Raw genomic sequence first — 22450 nt, forward strand, 5'->3', positions numbered from 1 at the left:
TTAACGGCTTAAGTGCCGAATATCGTTCGGGAAGACCCCGACAGCCGCGCGAGGCGCAGCGGCAAAAATATAAGTACGCCCTCGCTTTAAATGTTGGCAGTTCATCTGCTTACACCAATCAAACGAATTAAGTGTGGATACCGTCTTATGGAGCAAAACCCGCAGTCACAGCTGAAGCTTCTTGTCCAACGTGGTAAGGAGCAAGGCTATCTGACCTATGCCGAGGTCAATGACCATCTGCCGGAAGATATCGTCGACTCCGATCAGATCGAAGACATCATCCAAATGATCAACGACATGGGCATTCAGGTGATGGAAGAAGCACCGGATGCCGATGATCTTTTGCTTGCTGAAACTAACAACAATACTGACGAAGATGCGGAAGAAGCTGCGGCGCAGGTTCTCTCCAGCGTTGAGTCTGAAATCGGACGCACTACCGACCCGGTGCGCATGTACATGCGTGAAATGGGTACCGTCGAACTGCTGACGCGCGAAGGCGAAATCGACATCGCTAAACGTATCGAAGACGGTATTAACCAGGTGCAGTGCTCGGTTGCTGAATACCCGGAAGCCATCACCTATCTGCTGGAGCAGTACGATCGCGTTGAGGCGGAAGAGGCGCGTCTGTCCGATCTGATCACCGGTTTTGTTGACCCGAACGCCGAAGAAGACATGGCGCCAACGGCGACGCACGTCGGTTCTGAACTCTCTCAGGAAGAGATGGATGACGACGAAGACGAAGATGAAGAAGAAGACGACGACAGCAGCGATGATGACAACAGCATCGATCCTGAGCTGGCGCGCGAGAAATTCGCCGAGCTGCGCACGCAGTACGAACTGACCCGCGATACCATCAAAGCGAAAGGTCGTAGCCACGCCGCAGCGCAGGAAGAGATTCTCAAGCTGTCTGAAGTGTTCAAACAGTTCCGCCTGGTGCCGAAGCAGTTCGATTACCTGGTTAACAGCATGCGCATCATGATGGATCGCGTTCGTACTCAAGAACGTATCATCATGAAGCTGTGCGTTGAGCAGTGCAAAATGCCGAAGAAAAACTTCATCACTCTGTTTACCGGCAACGAAACCAGCGAAACCTGGTTCAATGCGGCCATCGCGATGAATAAGCCGTGGTCAGAAAAGCTGCTTGACGTGAAAGAAGACGTTCAGCGCGGCCTGATGAAACTGCAGCAGATTGAGCAAGAGACCGGCCTGACCATTGAGCAGGTAAAAGATATCAACCGTCGCATGTCCATCGGTGAAGCGAAAGCGCGCCGCGCGAAGAAAGAGATGGTTGAAGCGAACCTGCGTCTGGTTATCTCGATCGCCAAGAAATACACCAACCGCGGTCTGCAGTTCCTCGATCTGATCCAGGAAGGTAACATCGGTCTGATGAAAGCGGTAGATAAGTTTGAATACCGCCGCGGCTACAAGTTCTCCACCTACGCAACCTGGTGGATCCGTCAGGCGATCACCCGCTCTATCGCAGACCAGGCGCGCACCATCCGTATTCCGGTGCATATGATTGAGACTATCAACAAGCTCAACCGTATTTCCCGCCAGATGCTGCAGGAGATGGGCCGCGAACCGACGCCGGAAGAGCTGGCCGAGCGTATGCTGATGCCGGAAGATAAAATCCGTAAGGTGCTGAAAATCGCCAAAGAGCCGATCTCCATGGAAACGCCGATTGGCGACGATGAAGATTCGCATCTGGGAGATTTCATCGAGGATAACACCCTCGAGCTGCCGCTGGACTCTGCCACCACTGAGAGCCTGCGCGCCGCCACCCATGACGTTCTGGCTGGCCTGACCGCCCGTGAAGCAAAAGTCCTGCGTATGCGCTTTGGTATTGACATGAATACCGATCACACGCTGGAAGAAGTGGGTAAACAGTTCGACGTAACCCGCGAACGTATCCGTCAGATCGAAGCGAAGGCGCTGCGTAAACTGCGCCATCCGAGCCGTTCTGAAGTGCTGCGTAGCTTCCTCGACGATTAATCATCGCCGCTTAGCGCAAAAAAGCCAGTCAACTGACTGGCTTTTTTTATGGCTAATCGCAAATCATTCCTTTAATAAATATTAATACCTGCATCCAGAAATTATCAATATATATTCGGGTCATATTCTTATTATTTAATACCATAAAGCCAAACAACTGGACTCATAGTTTTATATTTGTACTATTAGTTCATAAATCGCACTTAATGGACAACGCGAATCTAAATAATAGGGATATTCAATGAATAGCAAACGAAAGATTCAGCTGGCTGATTTTAATAGAACGGTTATTCTGGCCACCGCTAATACGTTATTTCTTAACCATGGTATAGAAGGAACGACCATGGATGAGATTGCGCACGAAGCCGGATTCAGTAAAACCACGCTTTATACCTACTTTGACAGTAAACAGGATATTGTCGATCACCTTATTCTCGATGGAATGGAGCGCTTTCACCAGGAGGTGGTTAAAATAGTCAGCCGGCAGGCCCCCTTCCGCGAGTTTTATCATGAGCTTTGCCAGTCGTTGGTTGCTATCCACGACTCCGGCATCGTCTATTTCCCCGGCATTACCGGGAAAATAGGTTGCTCAGAAAAAGAGATGAAAAATAATAAAGTACTGACTAATATCTATATGCTCGGCGAGGAGATTAATCATATTATCGCCGGAGAAATTTCCCGCGCGGCAGCAAACAAAGAGCTTCAGTTAAATGCTCCAATGGCAGACGTCATGATGCTGTTCTGGCTCTGCCTGACCGGGCTGGTAGAAAAATCAGCAAGCAAAGAAGCCTATATTTTGCGGCTTCTTGAGAAGGACCGAAAATCCTTTCTTAACTTCGCTTTTGACGCTTTATTATTAATGATAGAAAAAGGCGAGAGTCGATGATAAAGTAAATATTTCTGTCCTTACTAATAGGTATGATAGTGGTTTGCGCCTGTGCCTATCATAAAGCGAAGCCCCTGCGCCTGACCAAAGATCTTTCACTACCATTTGCGCTGCCAACCGAACAACGCCATATAGTGTATTACGCCTCGCTGGCGCCAAATGCGCATAATACTCAGCCCTGGCAGATTCGCTATAACCCGGACGCACGGCGATTCACCCTGGCGTTCGACCGCAGTAAAGCCCTCCCGCATATCGACCCGGCGGGGCGAGAAGCCAGTATTTCTCTGGGTGCGTTCCTGGAGAACTTCCGCCAGGCAGCCGCCGCATTTGGCATGCTGGCGGAAATAGACATTTTACCGGCGATGGCGCGCAATGATGATGTTGCCCGCATGACGTTAAGCCCCCTCCACCGCGCCTCTTCTCTCAAACAGCCCGCCGTGCTGAAGTTAATTGAGCGCCGGCACACCGACAAACGTCCGTTTCAGGATATTGCCCTTGCGCCCCGCGATCTCGCTGCCCTGCTCAAACAGCACCAGCCGTATTTAAATTATTATCCACGCGGCAGCGCCGGGTTTAATAAGCTTGAGAGTTTTGCCATCCAGGCAGCAAAGGCTCAGGCGCTCGATGCGGCCAAAAGAGCGGAGTTCGCTCACTGGCTGCGCTTTTCCAACGAAGAGGCCCGCCGGTTGAAAGACGGCCTGCCCGCAGAACAGTTAGGCATCACCGGGATAAAAAAACTGCTCTATTACTCATTTTTCGATCGGCAAAAAGCCCAGGGAGAAGCCTTCGCCGCGGAAAGCATCAGTAAAACAGCCAGCAGCGTAGCGCAAAGCGCCGGATTTTTTATCATCGGCGGAGAGGAAACCTTTCCGCTGATGATGCGCAGCGGTATGAATCTGCAGGCCTTCTGGCTGGATGCCGTCCGCTACGGCATCTCTGTTCAGCCGGTGAGCCAGATGCTGGAGGATAAAGCGTTCCGTAAACAGCTGGCGGAAACCTTAGGCTTAAGCCAGCCGCCGCAAATGATCCTTCGCGCAGGCTACGTTGACGACTATGGCGAAAATAATAGAATTCGCCGTCCTATCGGCGAATTTACCCGCCTGGAACCGCCCGGGGCGAATTAAAGCCCTCGCGTTGCCAGCGCCTCGTCAAGCTCCCGGTAGGCCTCCACCAGCTTATCCAGCGTCGCCCGGTTGAGCCCGCTGGGATTTGGCAACACCCATACTTCCGTCGCGCCTATGGTCACCTGCTGTTTGCCCCATTTTACGCCGCGTACCTGAAACGCTTTCTCGAAAGCCTGTTTACCGAGGATCGCCAGCGCGCGCGGCTGATACTCTTCCATTTTCCTCACCAGCTCTCTTCCGCCATCGCGGAGCTCCAGCAGCGCGACCTCGCTGGCCTGTACCGTCGGGCGCTCGACTAGCATGGTAATCCCGCAGCGGGTATCCAGCAGCTGCAGCTCCTCTTCGGGTTTCAGAAGACGGTCGGTAAACCCGGCCTGATGAATCACCTTCCAGAAGCGATTTCCCGGATGGGCGAAATGAAAACCGGTATGGGCGGAAGACTTCCCCGGATTGATACCGCAAAAGACCACCCGCAGGTCCGGCGCCAGAATATCGTTGATCATGTTTTCCCCAGCTCAATACCTAAAAGGTAATTATAAAGGATTGAAAATGCGTTGTTTATAAAAACAGCAGGCGTGCGTTTTAGGCTGGATTGCGGGCAACAGTTACTTTATAATCCTTCGCCACGGCCCCTTAGCTCAGTGGTTAGAGCAGGCGACTCATAATCGCTTGGTCGCTGGTTCAAGTCCAGCAGGGGCCACCAGATACAGCAAGGGCTGGCGAGAAATCGTCAGCCCTTTTTCTTTGGCTGTCATTTCGGTAATGCAAGGAATTGCTCCCTGTTTTCTGCATCTTGCTGCCAGCATTCTCGGATAGTGGTATAAATCAGGAATGCTGCCCGCAATATTCACAATACAGCCATAGGCAGAGAGTAAAAATTTAGCTGCATTAATATCATTCCATTGGTCGTCCGGTATGATGCTTCGCCACTTGCGCTATACGTACGTTATGCATTGATTTATATAACCTAAAATGGAAATCGGGCTATAGCTTGCAAGCAATCTCGTTACACTCTAAAATTTCCACAACAACTCCCGTAGACGCGACATTATGAAAAAAACGCCTGTCACTAAAGCCCAGATTTACCGTTCCGTAGCCAGTTCAACCGCAATCGAAACCGGTGCATCTGTACAAAAAATTGAGCAGCAGCTCAAAAAAAATCAGGCGCAGGCGAAAGCCGTTGGTCTTGCCCGTTAATCTGGTAAGATATCGTTCATCAGTTGCATCATAGGGCTATAGTTTCCTGATATGCCTGCCTGTATTGCTCTGAAATAAAAGGCCTTGTGCTCATCCCATAGACTGTAATCCAGTAAGCCCTTACCCGCCACAACCGACAGTACATCACAAAGCAGTCGTGAAAGACGCCCGTTACCTTCTCTGAATGGATGGATCAAAATAAACTCCACGTGGCATTCAGCCAGATAACGAACCAGTTCCGGACGAACCAGGAATTTCAACTCAGCAGACCGGGAAAGAAATTGCTTATCAAAACTATCGAGAAGCAGTGGAATTCTGTCGGCAGCAGCAAACTGAAAACCATCTTTAGCCAGGTTAGCATGACGTAATTTCCCGGCCCAGTCATACACATTCCCCAGCCACTGGCGATGCCATCCACTGACGTGCTCAAATGCCAGCACAGAAGGAGGCTGACCTTCGATAAACAACCGTTCATAAAGCATCAATAACAGGCCTGATTCCAGCGTCTCCATTTCTTCGTCATCAGTAATACCCAGCTTATTAGCCAGTACTAAATCTCCAGACCCAGGCTGATAACGCTCTTCTGCTGAATTTAGCTCATATTTTGACAAGCCCTTATCTCCTTCCGAACGAGTTCACAACGTTGTTTTCCTGCTGCCGCTGAAAGTTATTGCTCCACTCCTCCCGGAACTCAAATACCCTGCGCTTTTCAGTCAGTGGGATCAGATACTCACGCTTGTCTTTCAATACATCAACTGTGACCAGTAACGTCTTATATGCCTGGCGGCCATGAGGTTACCTTTCAGAGGATAAACGTCCCCTGAGGCAATGCCCATTTTTGCTTCAGGTAAGGAAAGACAGTAGAGAAATGAGACAAGCAGACAGAAACAAAAAATCAAATTAACCATTTGATTATAAATAAAAAAAATAAAAAATAGCGTACAATGAGAACTATGTCAGGTTATGGTCCTTAATCACCTGGTCGCTAGTTCAAGTCCAGCAGGGGCCACCAGATACAGCAAGGGCTGGCGAGAAATCGTCAGCCCTTTTTGCATTTTGCGGCTCCTGTATAGCGCCACGTCTTATGGTGAATATGGCGACAGGCGGCTTACGCCAGCGCCTGCAGCTGTTCGCGCATATAAGCAGTAAAGTATTCTGGGTTTTTGATAATAATGCGGTTGCCAGAGGCAATTTTGTCCGCCCATCCGGCTACTTTTTGCGTGAACCCGGCACTCCACCCCTCCTTCTCACCACGGGCCGTGACCTGCGCAGCGCTGGCCGGTACGCCTAGTTCATGCAAATACTTCAGGATCCCCTTAGCGGTACTTTCATCCATAGTATTCGGCACCGGTAACGATGTGTTCATACCACCAATAAAATCCAGGGCTTTATCGATTGCTGTTGGCATGCTCTTATCCTTAAAATTAACCACGTAATGAACATGTTTATAATATGGACCCAACTCCGTCGGGATATCAAAGAGATCGTTGCCTTTCTTTGATTCAGCCCCCAGCTAAACGCTTGCGTGGCGCTTTTCTGCTCGACTAATGCGGCGTTTTGCTCCCCTCCACGCCGCGCGCTCGCATCACGGTGCGATGCCCGATGAGTAAAAAGGCAGAAAAACTTCACCCAGCGCGACGGCTTACCGATAAACTCACCTTCTTCTCGCCGTTAATCAGCAAAAAGAGATGTAAAGCCGTAAGTTAAGCAAATTAATTTCGTTCCAGTCTGGCACAGAATAAAAAAAAGAAGTTCCATGATGAAACATGCAAAAGAAGATTAATAACAAACTGTGATACAGCTAAACGATCGTTATCAAAAAACAGCCTGCGGTAATAAAAACTCAATTAGATAGTATTTTTCTCGCTATTGACTTAATAACCTGCGGCGAGAGAATAAGCCCGCAAACAGCAGTTGAAATATGTGCCTGCGATAATTATCGCGTTCCAGCCCTGGATATTAACAGGAGAGATTATGGATAAGATCAAACACATCGCCACTATTACGCTGGCGGCTGCGAAAGAAATGGCTACTGCCGTTGAGGCGAAAGCCCTTGAAATGAACGTGCCGGTGGTCTTTGCCGTTGTTGACCGCGGCGGAAATATGCTCCTGATGCAGCGTATGGATGAGGCATTTATAACCAGCTGCGATATTGCGCTCAATAAAGCCTATACGGCATGCGGCCTGCAAAAAGGCACTCATCAAATTACAGCGTTAGTCCAACCGGGCGCACCGCTATATGGATTACAACTCACCAACCAGCAGCGAATCATTCCTTTTGGCGGCGGCCTGCCAGTTATTTTTAACGAGGAAGTCATCGGCGCCGTTGGCGTGAGCGGCGGTACCGTCGAACAGGACATGTTATTAGCCGAAACGGCTCTGAAGGGTTTCTCTAAATAATAAATCCAACCAGGAAGATATATTATGAGCTATCGTATGTTTGATTATCTGGTGCCAAACGTGAACTTTTTTGGTCCCAATGCTGTTTCTGTCGTCGGCGAACGCTGTAAGCTGCTGGGCGGTAAAAAAGCGCTGCTGGTCACCGATAAAGGTCTGCGGGCCATCAAAGACGGCGCGGTGGATAAAACTCTCGGCTATCTGCAGGAAGCCGGTATTGAGGTGGTGGTTTTTGATGGCGTCGAGCCAAATCCAAAAGACACCAACGTGCGCGATGGCCTGGCGGTCTTTCGTCAAGAACAGTGCGATATTATCGTCACCGTCGGCGGCGGTAGCCCTCATGACTGCGGTAAAGGGATTGGTATCGCGGCTACCCACGAAGGGGATCTTTACCGCTATGCCGGCATAGAAACCCTGACTAACCCACTGCCGCCGATCGTCGCGGTGAATACCACCGCCGGTACCGCCAGCGAAGTGACCCGCCACTGCGTACTGACCAACACCCAAACAAAAGTGAAGTTCGTTATCGTCAGCTGGCGTAACCTGCCCTCGGTCTCCATCAATGACCCGCTGCTCATGCTTGGCAAACCGGCGCCGCTGACCGCCGCAACCGGCATGGATGCGTTAACCCACGCCGTGGAGGCCTATATTTCCAAAGATGCCAACCCGGTCACCGATGCCGCCGCGATCCAGGCCATCCGCCTGATCGCCCGGAACTTGCGCCAGGCCGTCGCGCTGGGCAGCAACCTGCAAGCCCGCGAAAACATGGCCTACGCTTCCCTGCTGGCGGGAATGGCTTTCAATAACGCCAACCTCGGTTACGTTCACGCCATGGCCCATCAGCTTGGCGGCCTGTACGATATGCCGCACGGCGTGGCGAACGCGGTTCTGTTGCCGCACGTTGCGCGCTACAACCTGATCGCCAATCCGGAAAAGTTTGCCGACATCGCCGAATTTATGGGAGAAAACATCCACGGACTTTCAACCATGGACGCCGCCGAGTCGGCCATTTGCGCCATCACCCGCCTCTCTTCCGATATCGGCATTCCGCAGCATCTGAGCGAGCTGGGAGTTAAAGAGGCTGACTTCCCCTATATGGCGGAGATGGCCTTGAAAGACGGCAACGCCTTCTCAAATCCGCGCAAGGGTAACGAGAAAGAGATTGTCGCTATCTTCCGCCAGGCTTTCTGATAGAGCGATCGCTAACGCCGCGAACAAGTACCATCGCGGCGTCAGGCTGGGTGCCCGGTTACTCCTGATTTTTATGCTTAAACTGGCCGGCATCGATATCGTACTGTTTCATTTTTCGCCACAGCGTGGTGCGGCCAATATTCAGCAGCTGCGCCATCTCTTGTACCCGCCCGCTGGTCACGCGGGCGGCATGGATGATGGCCTCTTTTTCAATGGCGCTGAAGGTCAGGCTGGCGGGCAGCAGCGAGGAACCCGCGTCGGCGCCTGGCCGCTCGGCAAAGAGATATTCCGGCAGATTACTCAAACGGATATGGCCGTTCTCGCTGCTAATGGCGATATTTTCAATCACGCTGTTCAGCTCAAAATCATTACCCGGCCAGGAGTAGGCCACCAGCTGCGCCAGCGCATCGTCATCCATCTTCAACCGCGAGGAAAAACGCTTCTCCAGACTCTTAAGACGATTGTGGACCAGCGAAGGAATACTGTTACGCCGCGCCCGCAGCGGCGGAATAACGATTTCAAAAGAGTGCAGCGCGTAGTAAAGCTGGCGGCTAAAGCGGTTTTGTTCCACCAGGTTGGCAAGATCGACGGTAGTGGTGGCGATGACTTTAACGTCCACCGGAATCAAACGCCGGGCATCCAGACGGGTTAATACCCCTTGCTTGATCACCTGCAACAGCGCGGACTGCAGCTCCGGCGCCAGATATTCGATTTTTTCCAGAAACAGCGTCCCGCCGTTGGCCAGCTCGAGACGGCTAAGACGCCCGTTTTCCTCGTCCGTCGGCGCGCTGCCCATAAAATCCTGCCCAAGGACGCTGTCGGCATACAGCTGGCAGTTAACCGCGATATACGGTCCGCCACCCCGCTCGCTCTCGTTGTGAATCGCCTGGCTGAGCAGCTCTTTACCCACCCCTTCCTCACCGCACAGGAGCACTGGAAAAGCGCCGCGCGCCGCCTGACGGCCAAAGTGAATTAACCGCCGGGTTTCAGGATCGTCAGCCGACATCTGCTCAAAGGTATGGCTCACTTTGCCAAGCTGGCTGGTCATCAGCTGACGCATCTGCTCGACCGGATGCAGCAGCAAGATGAAACTGTTGCCCTGCTCTTCGACGATCGGCTTGAGCGTGATGACGGCATCAACGAACTGATGCTGGCTCTCGAAGGTGACTTCCACATGGTTCAGCCCGCGCGCGTGCTTGATCGCCCGGCGCAACAGAGCCGGCAGCGTCACCAGTTCATTGATGTTTTTCCCCTGGCTGGCCTGGGCATCGAGGTGCAGCAGCGTCGCGGCCTGCACGTTCAGAAACTGCAAAATGCCCTGCTCGTTCCACGCCATCACCCCGTCATCCATGCTCTCCAGCAGACCGTACATCTGGTTAAGGTGGCGATTCGACTCGGCCAGCAGGCTATCGGTGAGCAGCGAGTTGCCCACTTCCCTGGCGATAGCCAGGGTCAGGGAGAGGTCCGGCGAAGCCTGTTCTTCCGTCAGGCAGCACAAAGAAATGGAACCGAACAGGCGCCCATGGTTATCAAACACCGGCGTAGAGCTAAACGACCATCCGTGCAGCGCATGTTTAAAATGCTGCTCGCCCGTCGTTTTGACCGGCTGCCCGAGCATGGAGGCCAGCGAGAGCGCGCAGCTGCCGATGATGCTTTCCGCGCAGTAGCTACCGTCACGAAACCCCAGCGCCGCCAGCTGGTCAAGGGTCTGCGGATCGCCGCAGCGGCTGAGAATACAGGCGGACTCATCAAGGATAAACAATGCGCAGGGGCGGTTATCCATATACTCCCAGGCATCTTCCAGCGCCGCCTGGCCAATCGTCAGCAGCGCGGTCTTACGCCGACAAATCGATTCGAAGGTCAGCCCCTGCGCCTGATGCGGCGTCTGCCAGGTTTCCCGCTGCATAAACTTACTGCAGCGATGCCACGACTGGGTTATCGCCAGGGGAAAGCTCTGAGTCTGCGCAGTCATATCCATTTCCGCTGTTACTTAAACGACAACCCCTCCGGCGGTAACCGCCAGAGGGGGATAAAACGCCCCTTCTCATTAACGAGGCGGGACAGGACGACGCTAAATTAACGCGCCAGCCACTGCTGTCCAAGCAGGTCGGCGGTCAGAATCGCCGCATGCACGCTCTGCGCGCTGACCGGGAACGGCATGTTATGGATGGTTTCGCCTTCCGCACAGGTCGCTTTTGCTACCGCCTGAATTTTCTCGTCGATGCTCTCTTTAACGCCCATTTGCGCCAGCGTGACCGGCAGGCCGACGGTATGGCAGAAGTTCAGCACCGTTTCGATCTCTTCCATCGGGCTATTTTGCAGCACCAGCTGCGCCAGGGTACCAAACGCGACTTTCTCGCCATGGTACAGGTGGTGGCACTCTTCGAGGATGGTGAAACCATTGTGAATGGCGTGCGCGGCGGCCAGGCCGCTGCTTTCAAAGCCGATTCCGCTAAGGTAGGTATTCGCTTCAACGATGCGTTCGAGCGCATCGGTCACCACTCCGGCCTGAGCGGCAAGGCGGGCCTTTTCGCCTTCCGCCAGCAGCGTATCATAGCACAGGCGCGCCAGGCTCAGCGCCGCCGCCGTCGACTGGCCGCCAGCCATGCTGGTGGCTCTGGCGTCATAGCAGGCCCTGGCTTCAAACCAGGTTGAAAGCGCATCGCCCATCCCGGCCACCAGCAGGCGTACCGGGGCTTTAGCGATAATCGCCGTATCCATCACCACCATGTCCGGATTTTTCGGGTAAATAAGATACTCTTCAAATTCACCGGCTTCGGTATAAATAACCGACAACGCGCTGGTTGGCGCATCGGTGGAGGCAATCGTCGGGATCACCACCACCGGCAGCTTCTGGTAATAGCCTATCGCTTTCGCCGTATCGAGCGTCTTGCCGCCGCCGATGCCCACCACGCCGCGGCAGCCGTGCTGCTTCAGAATGGCGATCAGGCGATTGATCTCAACGTGGCTGCACTCGCCGTTGAAGCGCTCCGCATGGCAGCTGATATTGTGGCTATGCAAACCGTTCAACACTTTCTCACCCGCCAGCTTCATCACGAAGTCATCGGCAATCACGAAAAAGCTGTCCGCCAGGTTTTTAGCGTATTCGCCAAACAACGTGGATGCATCCGGTCCCTGGAGATATTTGGCTGGAGATTGAATAACTTTTAGCATTCCGTTCACCCTCAAATAAGTGCATGTTTTGACACGATGTGCCCCGGTATTTCCTCGTCCGGCCTGGTATTAAAAGCGGGAACAAAAGCGCTACCTGAGCGATGTCATCACTGTAGGGCGAGCCGCAGGCAAAAAAATGTTTCCCCTTTTTGTCCCGATATGAAACAGGGTGCACATTTTATCGTTTCATATTGAAACATGAATTCATATGAAACGACGGGATTGCGATCTCGATCCGCTCGTTCAGCGCAAAACAAGCGGAAAAAGTGGATGAAGTACGGCGTTTTTCGCCGCTACTGGCGCCTGGAGAGGTAAAATTTTTTCCCCCCCGCGTCTGGCAAGTATGTGAAGTGAGATGAAATAGTCGCCCTGGCTCGCATTTTTCGATTTCTTCCGGCAAAAGCGTTTCATAACGGAACAAAATTTACCGTGCGCGTTTCGTAATGAAACTCATTTTATGGCGATTTTTTTTCCCGTTAACTCAGCCAGAATCAATACATCGCCCGATATCGCATATCGACAGGCGATGCCCCTACACGATGACCGCTTCCGTCAGCAGAGAGGCCGCATCGAAACTCCGATGGAGAATAAACAATGAAAAAACTGATTAACCGTGTCGAAGATGTCCTGAGTGAACAACTGGCGGGCCTGGCAAAAGCGCACCCTGAACTGACGCTGCATCATGATCCGGTCTACGTCACCCGCGCCGATGCACCGGTGGCCGGGAAAGTAGCGCTGCTTTCCGGCGGCGGCAGCGGTCATGAGCCGATGCACTGCGGATATATTGGCCAGGGCATGCTTTCCGGGGCCTGTCCGGGGGAAATTTTCACCTCCCCGACGCCGGATAAAATGTTTGAGTGCGCCATGAACATCGACGGCGGCGAAGGCGTGCTGCTGATTATTAAAAACTACACTGGCGATATTCTTAACTTTGAAACCGCCACCGAGCTGCTGCACGAAAGCGGCATCAAGGTCACCACCGTGGTAGTCGATGACGATGTGGCGGTAAAAGACAGCCTCTATACCGCCGGACGGCGCGGCGTGGCCAATACCGTGCTGATTGAAAAACTGGTGGGCGCGGCCGCCGAGCGCGGCGACTCGCTGGCAGCATGCGCTGAACTGGGGCGCAAGCTTAACAACCTCGGCCACTCTATCGGCATCGCGCTGGGCGCCTGCACCGTTCCGGCCGCCGGCCAGCCCTCATTCGAACTGCAGGACGATGAGATGGAGTTCGGCGTCGGCATTCACGGCGAACCGGGCATCGACCGCCGCCGCTTCACCTCCCTCGATCGCACCGTTGACGAAATGTTCGATACTCTGCTGGAAAACGGCGCCTATAGCCGCACGCTGCGCCACTGGGACAACGTGAAAGGCGCGTGGCAGGAGGTAACGCAGACCAAGCAGGCGCTGCAAAAAGGCGATCGGGTTATCGCGCTGGTCAACAACCTCGGCGCCACGCCGCTGTCCGAACTCTACGGCGTCTATAACCGTCTGACGCAGCGCTGCGAGGAAACCGGCATCGCGATCGAGCGCAATCTTATCGGCAGCTACTGTACCTCTCTGGATATGGTCGGTTTTTCCATCACCCTGTTAAAAGCCGATGACGAGACGCTGGCATTATGGGACGCCCCGGTTCACACCCCGGCGCTGAACTGGGGAAAATAAGGAGCACGACATGTCATTAAGCAGAACGCAAATCGTAGACTGGCTCTATCGCTGCGGCGATATCTTCACCAAAGAGAGCGATTTTTTGACCGGTCTGGACCGGGAGATCGGCGATGCCGACCACGGCCTGAATATGCATCGTGGTTTTAGCAAGGTGGTGGAAAAGCTGCCTTCGATTGCCGATAAAGACATTGGTTTCATTCTTAAAAATACCGGTATGACGCTGCTGTCCAACGTCGGTGGGGCCAGCGGCCCGCTGTTCGGCACCTTCTTTATCCGCGCCGCTCAGGTGACCCAGGCCCATCAGAGTCTGACCCTGGACGAGCTTTATCAAGCCATCCGCGAAGGCGCGGAAGGCGTGGTGAATCGCGGCAAAGCCGAGCCGGGCGATAAAACCATGTGCGACGTCTGGCTGCCGGTAGTGGAATCGCTGCGCCAGTCCAGCGAACAGCACCTGTCGATCCAAAGCGCTCTTGATGCTGCCTGCGAACAGGCGCAAGCCGCCGTCCAGGCCACCATCGCCATGCAGGCTCGCAAAGGGCGGGCCAGCTACCTGGGCGAACGCAGCATCGGGCACCAGGATCCGGGCGCGACCTCGGTAATGTTGATGGTTCAGATGCTGGCCGCAGCGGCCAAAGAGTAAGGAAAACGCGATGGTAAACCTGGTGATTGTTTCGCATAGCGCTCGTCTGGGCGAAGGTGTCGGAGAACTGGCCCGGCAGATGTTAATGAACGATGGCTGTAAGCTGGCGATCGCCGCCGGAATTGACGATCCCACCAGCCCGATCGGCACCGATCCCATTAAGGTTATGGAAGCCATCGAGTCCGTAGCCGACGCCGATCATATCCTGGTGATGATGGATATTGGCAGCGCCCTGCTGAGCGCCGAAACCGCGCTGGATCTCCTCGATCCGGCCATTGCGGCGAAGGTTCGCCTGTGCGCGGCGCCGCTGGTGGAAGGAACGCTGGCGGCGACGGTGAGCGCCGCCGCCGGGGCCGGCATCGACAAGGTCATCGAAGATGCCATGAACGCGCTGGAGGCAAAACGCGTACAGCTGGGATTGCCATCGCAACCGCAACACGCGGCGTTGACCGCCGCGCCGATCGACGACCGCGATGCGCGCTCGGTTTCCGTGGTGATTCAAAACCACAACGGCCTGCATGTTCGCCCGGCGTCAAAGCTGGTCGCCGCGCTGGCGGGATTCAACGCCGACCTGGTGCTGGAGAAAGGAGGTAAGTGCGTCACGCCCGACAGCCTCAACCAAATCGCCCTGCTTCAGGTGCGCCGTAACGATACCTTAAGGCTGCTTGCTCGCGGGCCGGATGCCGATGCCGCGCTGGCAGCGTTCCAGGCGCTGGCGGCGGAGAATTTCGGCGAGCAAACCGAGGCGGCGTCTGCGACTCAGCCCGCCTGCGCCAATCGCGTACAGGGTAAGGTCGTACTCTATTCCCAGCCGCAGGAGAAGGTCTCACGGGAAAAAGGCGTCGCCATCGGTCAGCAGCAGCTGCGGCTAAAACGGGCCATCGATCGGACGCTGGAAGAGCTTAGCGCGCTGACGACCCTGGCGGAGGCGAAGTTTTCCGCCGACATCGCGGCCATCTTCTCCGGGCATCATACCCTGCTCGATGACCCTGATTTATACGCCGCCGCCTGCGATAGGGTGCGCGACGAGCAATGCAGCGCGGAGTGGGCGTGGCATCAGGTGCTGAACGATTTAAGCCAACAATATCGTCATCTCGACGATCCTTACCTACAGGCGCGCTATATTGATATTGAAGATATTTTGCACCGCACGCTGCGTCACCTTAACGGGAGCAACGAAGTACTACCGCAGTTTGACGGCCCCTCGATCCTCGTGGCCGACGATATTTTTCCTTCTACCGTCCTGCAGCTCGATGCGGATCGGGTGAAGGGGATCTGTCTGCAGGCCGGCAGTGAACTCTCTCACGGCGCCATTATCGCCCGTCAGGCGGGTATCGCGATGCTTTGCCAGCAGAGCGATGTCCTGACCACGCTACAAAAGGGGGAGACCGTCATCCTTGATATTCCCGGCAAGCGCGTGATTCGCGCCTAGCCTGCTCTAACCTTCTCGTCCCGGAGGCTGTCCCCTCCGGGAACTCGCTTAACTTTCAGGATCCGTTATGTCTCAATTCTTTTTTAATCAGCGCGCCAACCTCGTCAATGAAGTGATTGAAGGAACCATTATCGCCAGCCCGTGGAATAACCTGGCGCGGCTGGAAAGCGATCCCGCCATTCGCGTGGTGGTGCGTCGCGATCTCGACAAGAACAACGTGGCGGTGATCTCCGGCGGCGGTTCCGGTCACGAACCGGCCCACGCGGGCTTTGTCGGTAAAGGCATGCTGACCGCCGCCGTCTGCGGCGATCTTTTTGCCTCGCCGAGCGTCGATGCGGTGCTGACCGCCATCCAGGCCGTGACCGGCGATGCCGGATGCCTGCTGATCGTCAAGAACTACACCGGCGATCGTCTGAACTTCGGCCTCGCCGCGGAGAAAGCGCGTCGCATGGGCTATAACGTCGAAATGCTGATCGTCGGCGATGATATTTCGCTGCCGGATAACAAACACCCGCGCGGTATTGCCGGGACGATTCTGGTGCATAAAGTGGCTGGCTACTTCGCCGAACGCGGCCACAATCTGGCGACCGTGCTGCGCGAAGCGCAGTATGCCGCCAGACACACCTTCAGCCTCGGTCTGGCCCTTTCCAGCTGTCACCTGCCGCAGGATGCGGAAACGACTCCGCGCCATCATCCGGATCAGGCCGAACTGGGGATGGGGATCCACGGCGAACCGGGCGCTTCGGTTATCGCCACGCAGAACAGTGCGGAAATCGTTACGCTGATGGTAGAGAAGCTAAGCGCCGCCCTGCCGGAAACCGGCCGCCTGGCGGTGATGATCAATAATCTCGGCGGCGTATCGATTGCCGAAATGGCAATTTTGACCCGCGAGCTGGCCAATACCCCGCTGCATCAGCGAATTGACTGGCTGATAGGCCCGGCGTCGCTGGTCACCGCGCTGGATATGAAAGGCTTTTCCCTCACCGCCATCGTGCTGGAAGAGAGCATTGAGAAAGCGCTGCTCTCCGCGGTCGAAACCGCCGGCTGGCAGACGCCAGTGCAGCCGCGCGCAATCAGCGTGATGCCCTCGTCGCTGCGCAGTACGCGGGTGGAGTTTACGCCCTCGGAGAATAGCGAGGTTGCAGGCTACGTAGAGCGGGTGACCGGTACGCTATCCGATCTGGAAGCGGACCTCAATGCGCTGGATGCGAAGGTTGGCGACGGCGATACTGGCTCCACTTTTGCCGCCGGCGCACGCGATATCGCCGACTTACTTCAGCGCCGTCAGCTGCCGCTGGCTAACCTCGCCACGCTGTTCGCCCTGATTGGCGAGCGTCTGACGGTTGTGATGGGCGGTTCCAGCGGCGTGCTGATGTCGATTTTCTTTACCGCCGCCGGGCAGAAACTGGAACAGGGGGCAAGCGTCGCCGAAGCGCTAAACGCCGGTCTGGCGCAGATGAAGTTTTACGGCGGTGCCGACGAAGGCGACCGAACCATGATTGACGCCCTGCAACCGGCGCTGGCGGCGCTGCTGGCCGAACCGGAAAATCGGCAGGCCGCTTTCGCGGCGGCGCAGGCGGGCGCGGATCGTACGCTTCACGCCAGCAAAGCAGGTGCAGGACGCGCATCGTACCTGAACAGCGATAGCCTGCGCGGCAATATGGACCCCGGTGCCCACGCGGTGGCCATGGTGTTTAAAGCGCTGGCGCAGAAATAGTCTCTCTGGCCCCCCCTGCTCCCGGAGGCGGCGCTTGACGCGCCTTGCCGGGCTACAGGTTCACCGCCGTCTGCGGGCCGGTCGCCCCATGGTTCACCGCCGTCTGCAGGTCTGGTAGCCCGGGTCAGGCGCCAGCCGCAACCCGGGTTTTCTCCCGCGCTTACTTGCTGTGCCAGTAGGCCTGCGAACGCACCAGCTGCGGGTCAATCTCCGGACCTTCAAAACGCGCCAGCAGTGATTTCACCACCGCGCCTTCCCCGGTCACCCAGATAAAATAATCTTCGGTTGGAACCACAACCTGCGCCAGACGCTCGGCCACGGCAGAGGAGTGATGTCCCACCACCCACTCGATATGAAAACCATCGAGATCGGCCAGGTAATCTTGATAAGACTCATCGCCAATGGTGACGATCGCCGTGACCTGCGGGCGCGTCGGAAGCTGCCGCAATCCCAGCAGACGGCGGCGCAGCGCGGGCATACCTGACTCATCAGTCACATACAGCTGCCAGGCGTAATCTTCCGGCACCACCAGCGAACCGCGCGGGCCGCCGATGACCAGCTTATCGCCCGGTTTCGCCGCCAGCGCCCAGCTGCTGGCTATACCGCCATCGTGAATAAAGAAGTCGTACGCCAGCTCATGACGGTCGGCGTCGTAAAGCGGCGTATAATCGCGGGTCGCCGGACGTACGCCTTCGCCCCAGTTAATGCCTTCATCCGTCACCTCCGGCGTCGTAAACGCAGCACCCGCAGTGGGGAAAAAAAGCTTGGTATGGTCGTCGAAACCCTGGGAGACAAAGCCTTCCAGCGCCTCTCCGCCCAGCACGATACGCTGGAATGCGCTGCCGATACGCTCGACGCGCAATACGGTTAACTCACGGAAACGCAGCTCATTACGCACGCGCTGCGGGTATTTAAGATTCCTGCTCGTTGTCATCTTTCATCGCCTTGGTGAACGGAATAGATATATCTAAAAATATTGCAAATGATAATGATTGCCATTAAAAAAGAATGCAAGCACTTTTTGATATAGCCATAGTAAAACGCCACAAAAGTCAAAAAATAGAATTAAATCTCTAATTATCAACTATATAAAAAATAAATCTGCCACAAGGTTGCGACTTGAGTGTTTTTAGATATAAATTAGATATATCAAAAAAAAACTCAAAGGAAAAAATCATGAGAGATCATCACGAAGAAGGCCGTGGGCCACGCGGACGCCACGGCGAACATGGCGAACACGGTCGCAGAGGCGGCGGACGCCGGCAGCGCTTCTTTGGCCATGGCGAGCTGCGCCTGGTCATTCTGGACATCCTCACCCGTAATGCCAGCCACGGTTACGAACTGATTAAAGAGATCGAAACCATGACCCAGGGCAACTACAGTCCCAGCCCCGGCGTCATCTACCCGACGCTCGATTTACTCCAGGATCAGGGATTAATCAGCGTGGCTGACGAAAACGGTCGCAAAAAAATCGCCATCACCGCCGAAGGCAGCCAGCTGCACGCGGAAAACCAGCAGTCGCTGGAGCAGATTCAGGCCAGACTGCAGGCGCGAATGGTGGGTTGTGAGCTACGTAAAAACCCGCAGATGAAGCGCGCGCTGGAGAATTTTAAGGCGGTACTGGATTTAAAAGTTAACCAGCAGGAAATAACCGAAGCGCAGCTAAAGCAGATTGTCGGCGTGATTGACCGCGCGGCGATGGAGATCTCCCAGCTCGACTAATCCTTTGCCTCATTATCGGGCAGCCTGCACCGCCGCGAAGCACGCGGCGGTAACCCTTCAGCGCATCGTTTTACGCCTTCAGGAGTAAAACATGCCAGTAATTTCGCGATAAGATTAAATTTTGCTCAATTGCGATTTCACGTTGCGTTTATCCCGATTTTCCGGGCCCGCGCCGAAGTGGCGTAATCCCTGCAATACTTAATTCAGTATCATGTGATACGCCCCGCCCAGGAGCATATTTTGAACAGGTTACCTACAAGCGCATCGGCTCTGGCCTGCAGCGCACACGCACTGAATCTTATTGAGAAGCGAACGCTCGATCATGAAGAGATGAAATCACTTAACCAGGAGGTCAGGGAATACTTTAAAGAGCATGTGAATCCGGGGTTTTTAGCGTATCGAAAATCGGTCACTGCTGGCGGGGATTACGGAGCCGTAGAGTGGCAAGCGGGAGGATTAAATACGCTTGTCGACACTCAGGGACAGGAGTTTATTGACTGCCTGGGTGGGTTTGGGATTTTTAATGTAGGGCACCGTAATCCAGTTGTCGTTTCCGCCGTCGAAAATCAGCTCGCTAAACAACCCCTTCATAGTCAGGAACTGCTGGACCCGCTGCGGGCCATGCTGGCTAAAACCCTGGCGGCCTTAACGCCGGGCAAACTGAAATACAGCTTCTTTAGCAACAGCGGTACCGAGTCGGTCGAAGCGGCGTTAAAGCTGGCGAAGGCCTACCAGTCTCCGCGCGGCAAGTTTACCTTCGTCGCCACCAGCGGCGCGTTTCACGGTAAGTCGCTGGGCGCGCTTTCAGCCACTGCGAAATCCACTTTCCGTAAGCCCTTTATGCCCCTGCTGCCGGGATTCCGTCATGTACCTTTTGGCGATATCAATGCGATGCGCACGCTGCTGAGCGAGTGCCAAAAGACCGGCGATGACGTCGCGGCGGTGATCCTTGAGCCTATTCAGGGCGAAGGCGGGGTGATTCTGCCGCCGCCGGGCTATCTGCCCGCGGTACGCAAGCTGTGCGACGAGTTTGGCGCGCTGCTGATCCTCGATGAAGTGCAAACCGGCATGGGGCGCACCGGCAAGATGTTCGCCTGCGAGCACGAAAACGTTCAGCCGGATATTCTGTGCCTTGCCAAAGCGCTGGGTGGCGGCGTCATGCCCATTGGCGCCACGGTCGCCACCGAAGAGGTGTTCTCGGTACTGTTCGATAACCCGTTCCTGCATACCACCACGTTTGGCGGCAACCCGCTGGCCTGCGCGGCGGCGCTGGCGACCATTAACGTACTGCTGACGCAAAACCTGCCCGCGCAGGCGGAGCAGAAAGGCGATATGCTGCTGGACGGCTTCCGTCAGCTGGCTCGCGAATATCCGGATCTGGTGAATGACGTGCGCGGCAAAGGTATGCTGATGGCGATTGAGTTTATTGATAACGAAATCGGCTATGACTTTGCCAGCGAAATGTTTCGCCAGCGCGTGCTGGTGGCCGGAACGCTCAACAACGCAAGAACGATTCGCGTTGAGCCGCCGCTGACGCTGACCCCTGAGCAGTGTGAACAGGTGCTAAAAGCGGCCCGCCTGGCGCTGGCGGCGCTGCGGGTTTCGGTGGAAGAGGCGTAATGGCTTGCCCTCTCCCGCTCCGGGAGAGGGCGTTTGCTATACGACGCGCACGCCCGCAGGCATCGCTCTTTCCGGCGTAAGCAGTACGCTTTCGCCGCCATCGTCGGTTTCGGCGCATAACAGCATGCACTCCGACGTTTCACCGCGCATTTTGGCTTTCGCCAGATTGCACAGGACCACGACCGTTTTTCCCAGCAACTCTTCTTCTCGGTAATAGGGCACCAGGCTGGTCACCGTCTGCAAGGTGCGCTCGCCAACGTCAATCCGCGCGATATAAAGCTTATTGGCATTCTCATGTCGTTTTACAGCTACAATTTTTCCCGTACGCATTTCCAGTCTGGCAAAATCATCATAAAGCACCGTTTCCATCTTGCACCCCTCAGGTAAAAATTTAGTAAAAGATAGCAAAAGTCGGCGAGGTTTCCGCATAATAGAGTAAGGAATGTTAGATCCATCACTTTTTAGTTCGCTATAAACTTCCCGATGCTGATGAATAATACGGGGGAAATTTACTGAAAAGAGATGCAGCGGCCCGCGCTTGCTTTACAATGGTTTGCGTCGATGGTGCAACGTCAGATAAGGAAAACAATGGCCACACTAAAAGATATCGCGACCGAAGCAGGCGTTTCACTGGCGACGGTTTCCCGGGTATTAAACGACGACCCCACTCTGAACGTGAAAGAAGAGACAAAGCACCGCATTCTTGAGGTGGCGGAAAAGCTGGAATATAAAAGCACCAGCTCGCGTAAGACTCAGGTTCATACCGTCGGCCACCATCATATTCTGGCTATCTACAGCTACCAGCAGGATCTGGAAATCAACGATCCTTACTATCTGGCGATCCGCCACGGTATCGAAACGCAGTGCGAAAAGCTCGGTATCGAGCTGACCAACTGCTACTTTAACAACGCGCTACCCGAGCTGAAAAAAGTGACCGGCGTTCTGATTGTCGGCCAGCCTTCACGGGCGATTCGCGATGCAGCCACGGCGTTAACCGACAACGTCTGCTTTATTGATTTCCATGAGCCAGGCAGCAGCTACGACGCCGTCGATATCGATCTGGTGCGTATCGCCAAAGAAGTTATCGACTTTTTTATCGCCCAGGGCGCGCGGCGCATCGGCTTTATTGGTGGCCAGGATGAGCCGGGTAAAGCCGACATTCGCGAAGTGGCCTTCGTCGAATATGGCCGCCTGAAGGGGGTGGTTTCGGAAGAAGATATCTGGCGCGGCGGGTTTTCCAGCTCCTCCGGCTATGAGCTGGCAAAAACGATGCTGGCCAGGGCGGATTTCCCCGCCGCGCTGTTCGTCGCGTCAGACTCTATCGCCATCGGCGTGCTGCGGGCCATTCATGAACGCGGCCTCGCGATCCCGGAAGATATCTCGCTCATTAGCGTTAACGATATCCCCACCGCGCGTTTTACTTTTCCGCCGCTCTCCACGGTGCGCATTCATTCAGAAATGATGGGCAGCCAGGGCGTTAATCTGCTGGTTGAAAAAGCCCGCGATGGCCGTGCGCTGCCGCTAAACGTCTTTGTCCCCAGCGTGCTGAAGCTGCGCGGCACCACCCGCTAATCCCCCGTTCTGACGCTAAATCCTCTGCGCCTGTCTCCCGGGGGCGGCGCTTGACGCGCCTTGCCGTATATGGACACCTCCCGTTATGCAAGCCATCTCTGCATTTTGTGTAACGGGG

At 55.0% G+C, this 22450-nt stretch carries 20 protein-coding genes and 1 tRNA gene; 14 read left to right on the plus strand and 7 right to left on the minus strand.

Annotation, left to right across the window (positions count from 1 at the left end; genetic code table 11):
* Positions 1-147 precede the first annotated feature (147 nt).
* From rpoD to ABLV12_RS07450, 3 genes are all read left to right on the plus strand, one after another.
* On the plus strand, positions 148-1992 hold the full coding sequence (gene rpoD / locus ABLV12_RS07440; protein ID WP_004105908.1) for an RNA polymerase sigma factor RpoD: 1845 nt from the start codon (positions 148-150) through the stop codon (positions 1990-1992).
* 241 nt (positions 1993-2233) lie between these two features.
* A complete protein-coding gene (locus ABLV12_RS07445; protein ID WP_024274735.1) occupies positions 2234-2878 on the plus strand; it encodes a TetR/AcrR family transcriptional regulator in 645 nt (214 codons plus the stop codon).
* Positions 2879-2910: 32 nt separating this feature from the next.
* Complete coding sequence (locus tag ABLV12_RS07450; RefSeq protein ID WP_348866951.1) at positions 2911-4002, plus strand: hypothetical protein; 1092 nt, start codon at positions 2911-2913, stop codon at positions 4000-4002.
* Here the strand turns inward: ABLV12_RS07450 and mug are convergent.
* Positions 3999-4505, minus strand: coding sequence for a G/U mismatch-specific DNA glycosylase (gene mug, locus ABLV12_RS07455; protein ID WP_004105914.1), 507 nt, complete (start codon positions 4503-4505; stop codon positions 3999-4001). The genes ABLV12_RS07450 and mug overlap by 4 nt on opposite strands.
* A gap of 124 nt (positions 4506-4629) precedes the next feature.
* Here mug and ABLV12_RS07460 point away from each other — a divergent pair.
* Together ABLV12_RS07460 and ABLV12_RS07465 are read left to right on the plus strand one after the other, a co-directional pair.
* Positions 4630-4705, plus strand: a tRNA-Ile gene (locus ABLV12_RS07460).
* 347 nt (positions 4706-5052) lie between these two features.
* Positions 5053-5199: a hypothetical protein gene (locus tag ABLV12_RS07465; RefSeq protein ID WP_016808013.1), complete on the plus strand. Its 147-nt coding sequence runs from the start codon at positions 5053-5055 to the stop codon at positions 5197-5199.
* Here the strand turns inward: ABLV12_RS07465 and ABLV12_RS07470 are convergent.
* Both ABLV12_RS07470 and ABLV12_RS07475 read right to left on the minus strand, forming a co-directional pair.
* A complete protein-coding gene (locus tag ABLV12_RS07470) occupies positions 5196-5810 on the minus strand; it encodes a Fic family protein (protein WP_064397157.1) in 615 nt (204 codons plus the stop codon). The genes ABLV12_RS07465 and ABLV12_RS07470 overlap by 4 nt on opposite strands.
* Before the next feature lie 497 nt (positions 5811-6307).
* Positions 6308-6631 (minus strand): DUF1889 family protein, encoded by a 324-nt coding sequence (locus tag ABLV12_RS07475; RefSeq protein WP_071530277.1) that lies wholly within the window; start codon positions 6629-6631, stop codon positions 6308-6310.
* Positions 6632-7173: 542 nt separating this feature from the next.
* Between ABLV12_RS07475 and ABLV12_RS07480 the strand changes: the two genes are divergently transcribed.
* On the plus strand, positions 7174-7599 hold the full coding sequence (locus ABLV12_RS07480; protein ID WP_004105919.1) for a heme-binding protein: 426 nt from the start codon (positions 7174-7176) through the stop codon (positions 7597-7599).
* Between the two features lie 24 nt (positions 7600-7623).
* Positions 7624-8787 (plus strand): 1,3-propanediol dehydrogenase, encoded by a 1164-nt coding sequence (gene dhaT, locus ABLV12_RS07485; protein ID WP_049591530.1) that lies wholly within the window; start codon positions 7624-7626, stop codon positions 8785-8787.
* Positions 8788-8845: 58 nt separating this feature from the next.
* Here dhaT and dhaR read toward each other — a convergent pair whose 3' ends face one another.
* Complete coding sequence (gene dhaR, locus ABLV12_RS07490) at positions 8846-10765, minus strand: dihydroxyacetone kinase operon transcriptional regulator DhaR (RefSeq protein WP_201506309.1); 1920 nt, start codon at positions 10763-10765, stop codon at positions 8846-8848.
* 98 nt (positions 10766-10863) lie between these two features.
* Entirely contained in the window at positions 10864-11961 is a 1098-nt protein-coding gene (locus tag ABLV12_RS07495) for a glycerol dehydrogenase (RefSeq protein WP_064397159.1), read from the minus strand.
* Positions 11962-12555: 594 nt separating this feature from the next.
* On the opposite strand from ABLV12_RS07495, the gene dhaK reads away from it, so the two are divergent.
* The 4 genes from dhaK (at position 12556) to ABLV12_RS07515 (ending at position 17418) form a co-directional block, all read left to right on the plus strand.
* A complete protein-coding gene (dhaK, locus tag ABLV12_RS07500) occupies positions 12556-13626 on the plus strand; it encodes a dihydroxyacetone kinase subunit DhaK (protein WP_023330057.1) in 1071 nt (356 codons plus the stop codon).
* 10 nt (positions 13627-13636) lie between these two features.
* A complete protein-coding gene (dhaL, locus tag ABLV12_RS07505; protein ID WP_004115682.1) occupies positions 13637-14269 on the plus strand; it encodes a dihydroxyacetone kinase subunit DhaL in 633 nt (210 codons plus the stop codon).
* Positions 14270-14279: 10 nt separating this feature from the next.
* The gene (gene dhaM / locus ABLV12_RS07510) at positions 14280-15701 is read left to right on the plus strand and encodes a dihydroxyacetone kinase phosphoryl donor subunit DhaM (RefSeq protein WP_064356503.1); all 1422 of its coding nucleotides are present in this window, start codon (positions 14280-14282) and stop codon (positions 15699-15701) included.
* Positions 15702-15768: 67 nt separating this feature from the next.
* Positions 15769-17418 carry a glycerone kinase gene (locus ABLV12_RS07515; RefSeq protein ID WP_064397161.1) on the plus strand — a complete coding sequence of 550 codons (1650 nt, stop codon included), beginning with the start codon at positions 15769-15771 and terminating at the stop codon, positions 17416-17418.
* A gap of 160 nt (positions 17419-17578) precedes the next feature.
* Here ABLV12_RS07515 and ABLV12_RS07520 read toward each other — a convergent pair whose 3' ends face one another.
* Entirely contained in the window at positions 17579-18352 is a 774-nt protein-coding gene (locus tag ABLV12_RS07520) for a siderophore-interacting protein (RefSeq protein WP_325905487.1), read from the minus strand.
* Between the two features lie 242 nt (positions 18353-18594).
* Between ABLV12_RS07520 and ABLV12_RS07525 the strand changes: the two genes are divergently transcribed.
* Complete coding sequence (locus ABLV12_RS07525; protein ID WP_201506312.1) at positions 18595-19140, plus strand: PadR family transcriptional regulator; 546 nt, start codon at positions 18595-18597, stop codon at positions 19138-19140.
* A 240-nt stretch (positions 19141-19380) separates the two neighbouring features.
* Entirely contained in the window at positions 19381-20760 is a 1380-nt protein-coding gene (gene ygjG, locus ABLV12_RS07530; protein WP_201506313.1) for a putrescine aminotransferase, read from the plus strand.
* Between the two features lie 36 nt (positions 20761-20796).
* Here the strand turns inward: ygjG and ABLV12_RS07535 are convergent, their stop codons facing one another.
* The gene (locus ABLV12_RS07535; protein ID WP_201506314.1) at positions 20797-21129 is read right to left on the minus strand and encodes a tRNA-binding protein; all 333 of its coding nucleotides are present in this window, start codon (positions 21127-21129) and stop codon (positions 20797-20799) included.
* 219 nt (positions 21130-21348) lie between these two features.
* On the opposite strand from ABLV12_RS07535, the gene ebgR reads away from it, so the two are divergent.
* The gene (ebgR, locus tag ABLV12_RS07540) at positions 21349-22332 is read left to right on the plus strand and encodes a transcriptional regulator EbgR (RefSeq protein ID WP_064397166.1); all 984 of its coding nucleotides are present in this window, start codon (positions 21349-21351) and stop codon (positions 22330-22332) included.
* The last annotated feature ends 118 nt before the right edge of the window (positions 22333-22450 follow it).

It is taken from the genome of Klebsiella sp. CN_Kp100, from assembly GCF_040065315.1.
Taxonomy (GTDB): domain Bacteria; phylum Pseudomonadota; class Gammaproteobacteria; order Enterobacterales; family Enterobacteriaceae; genus Klebsiella; species Klebsiella oxytoca.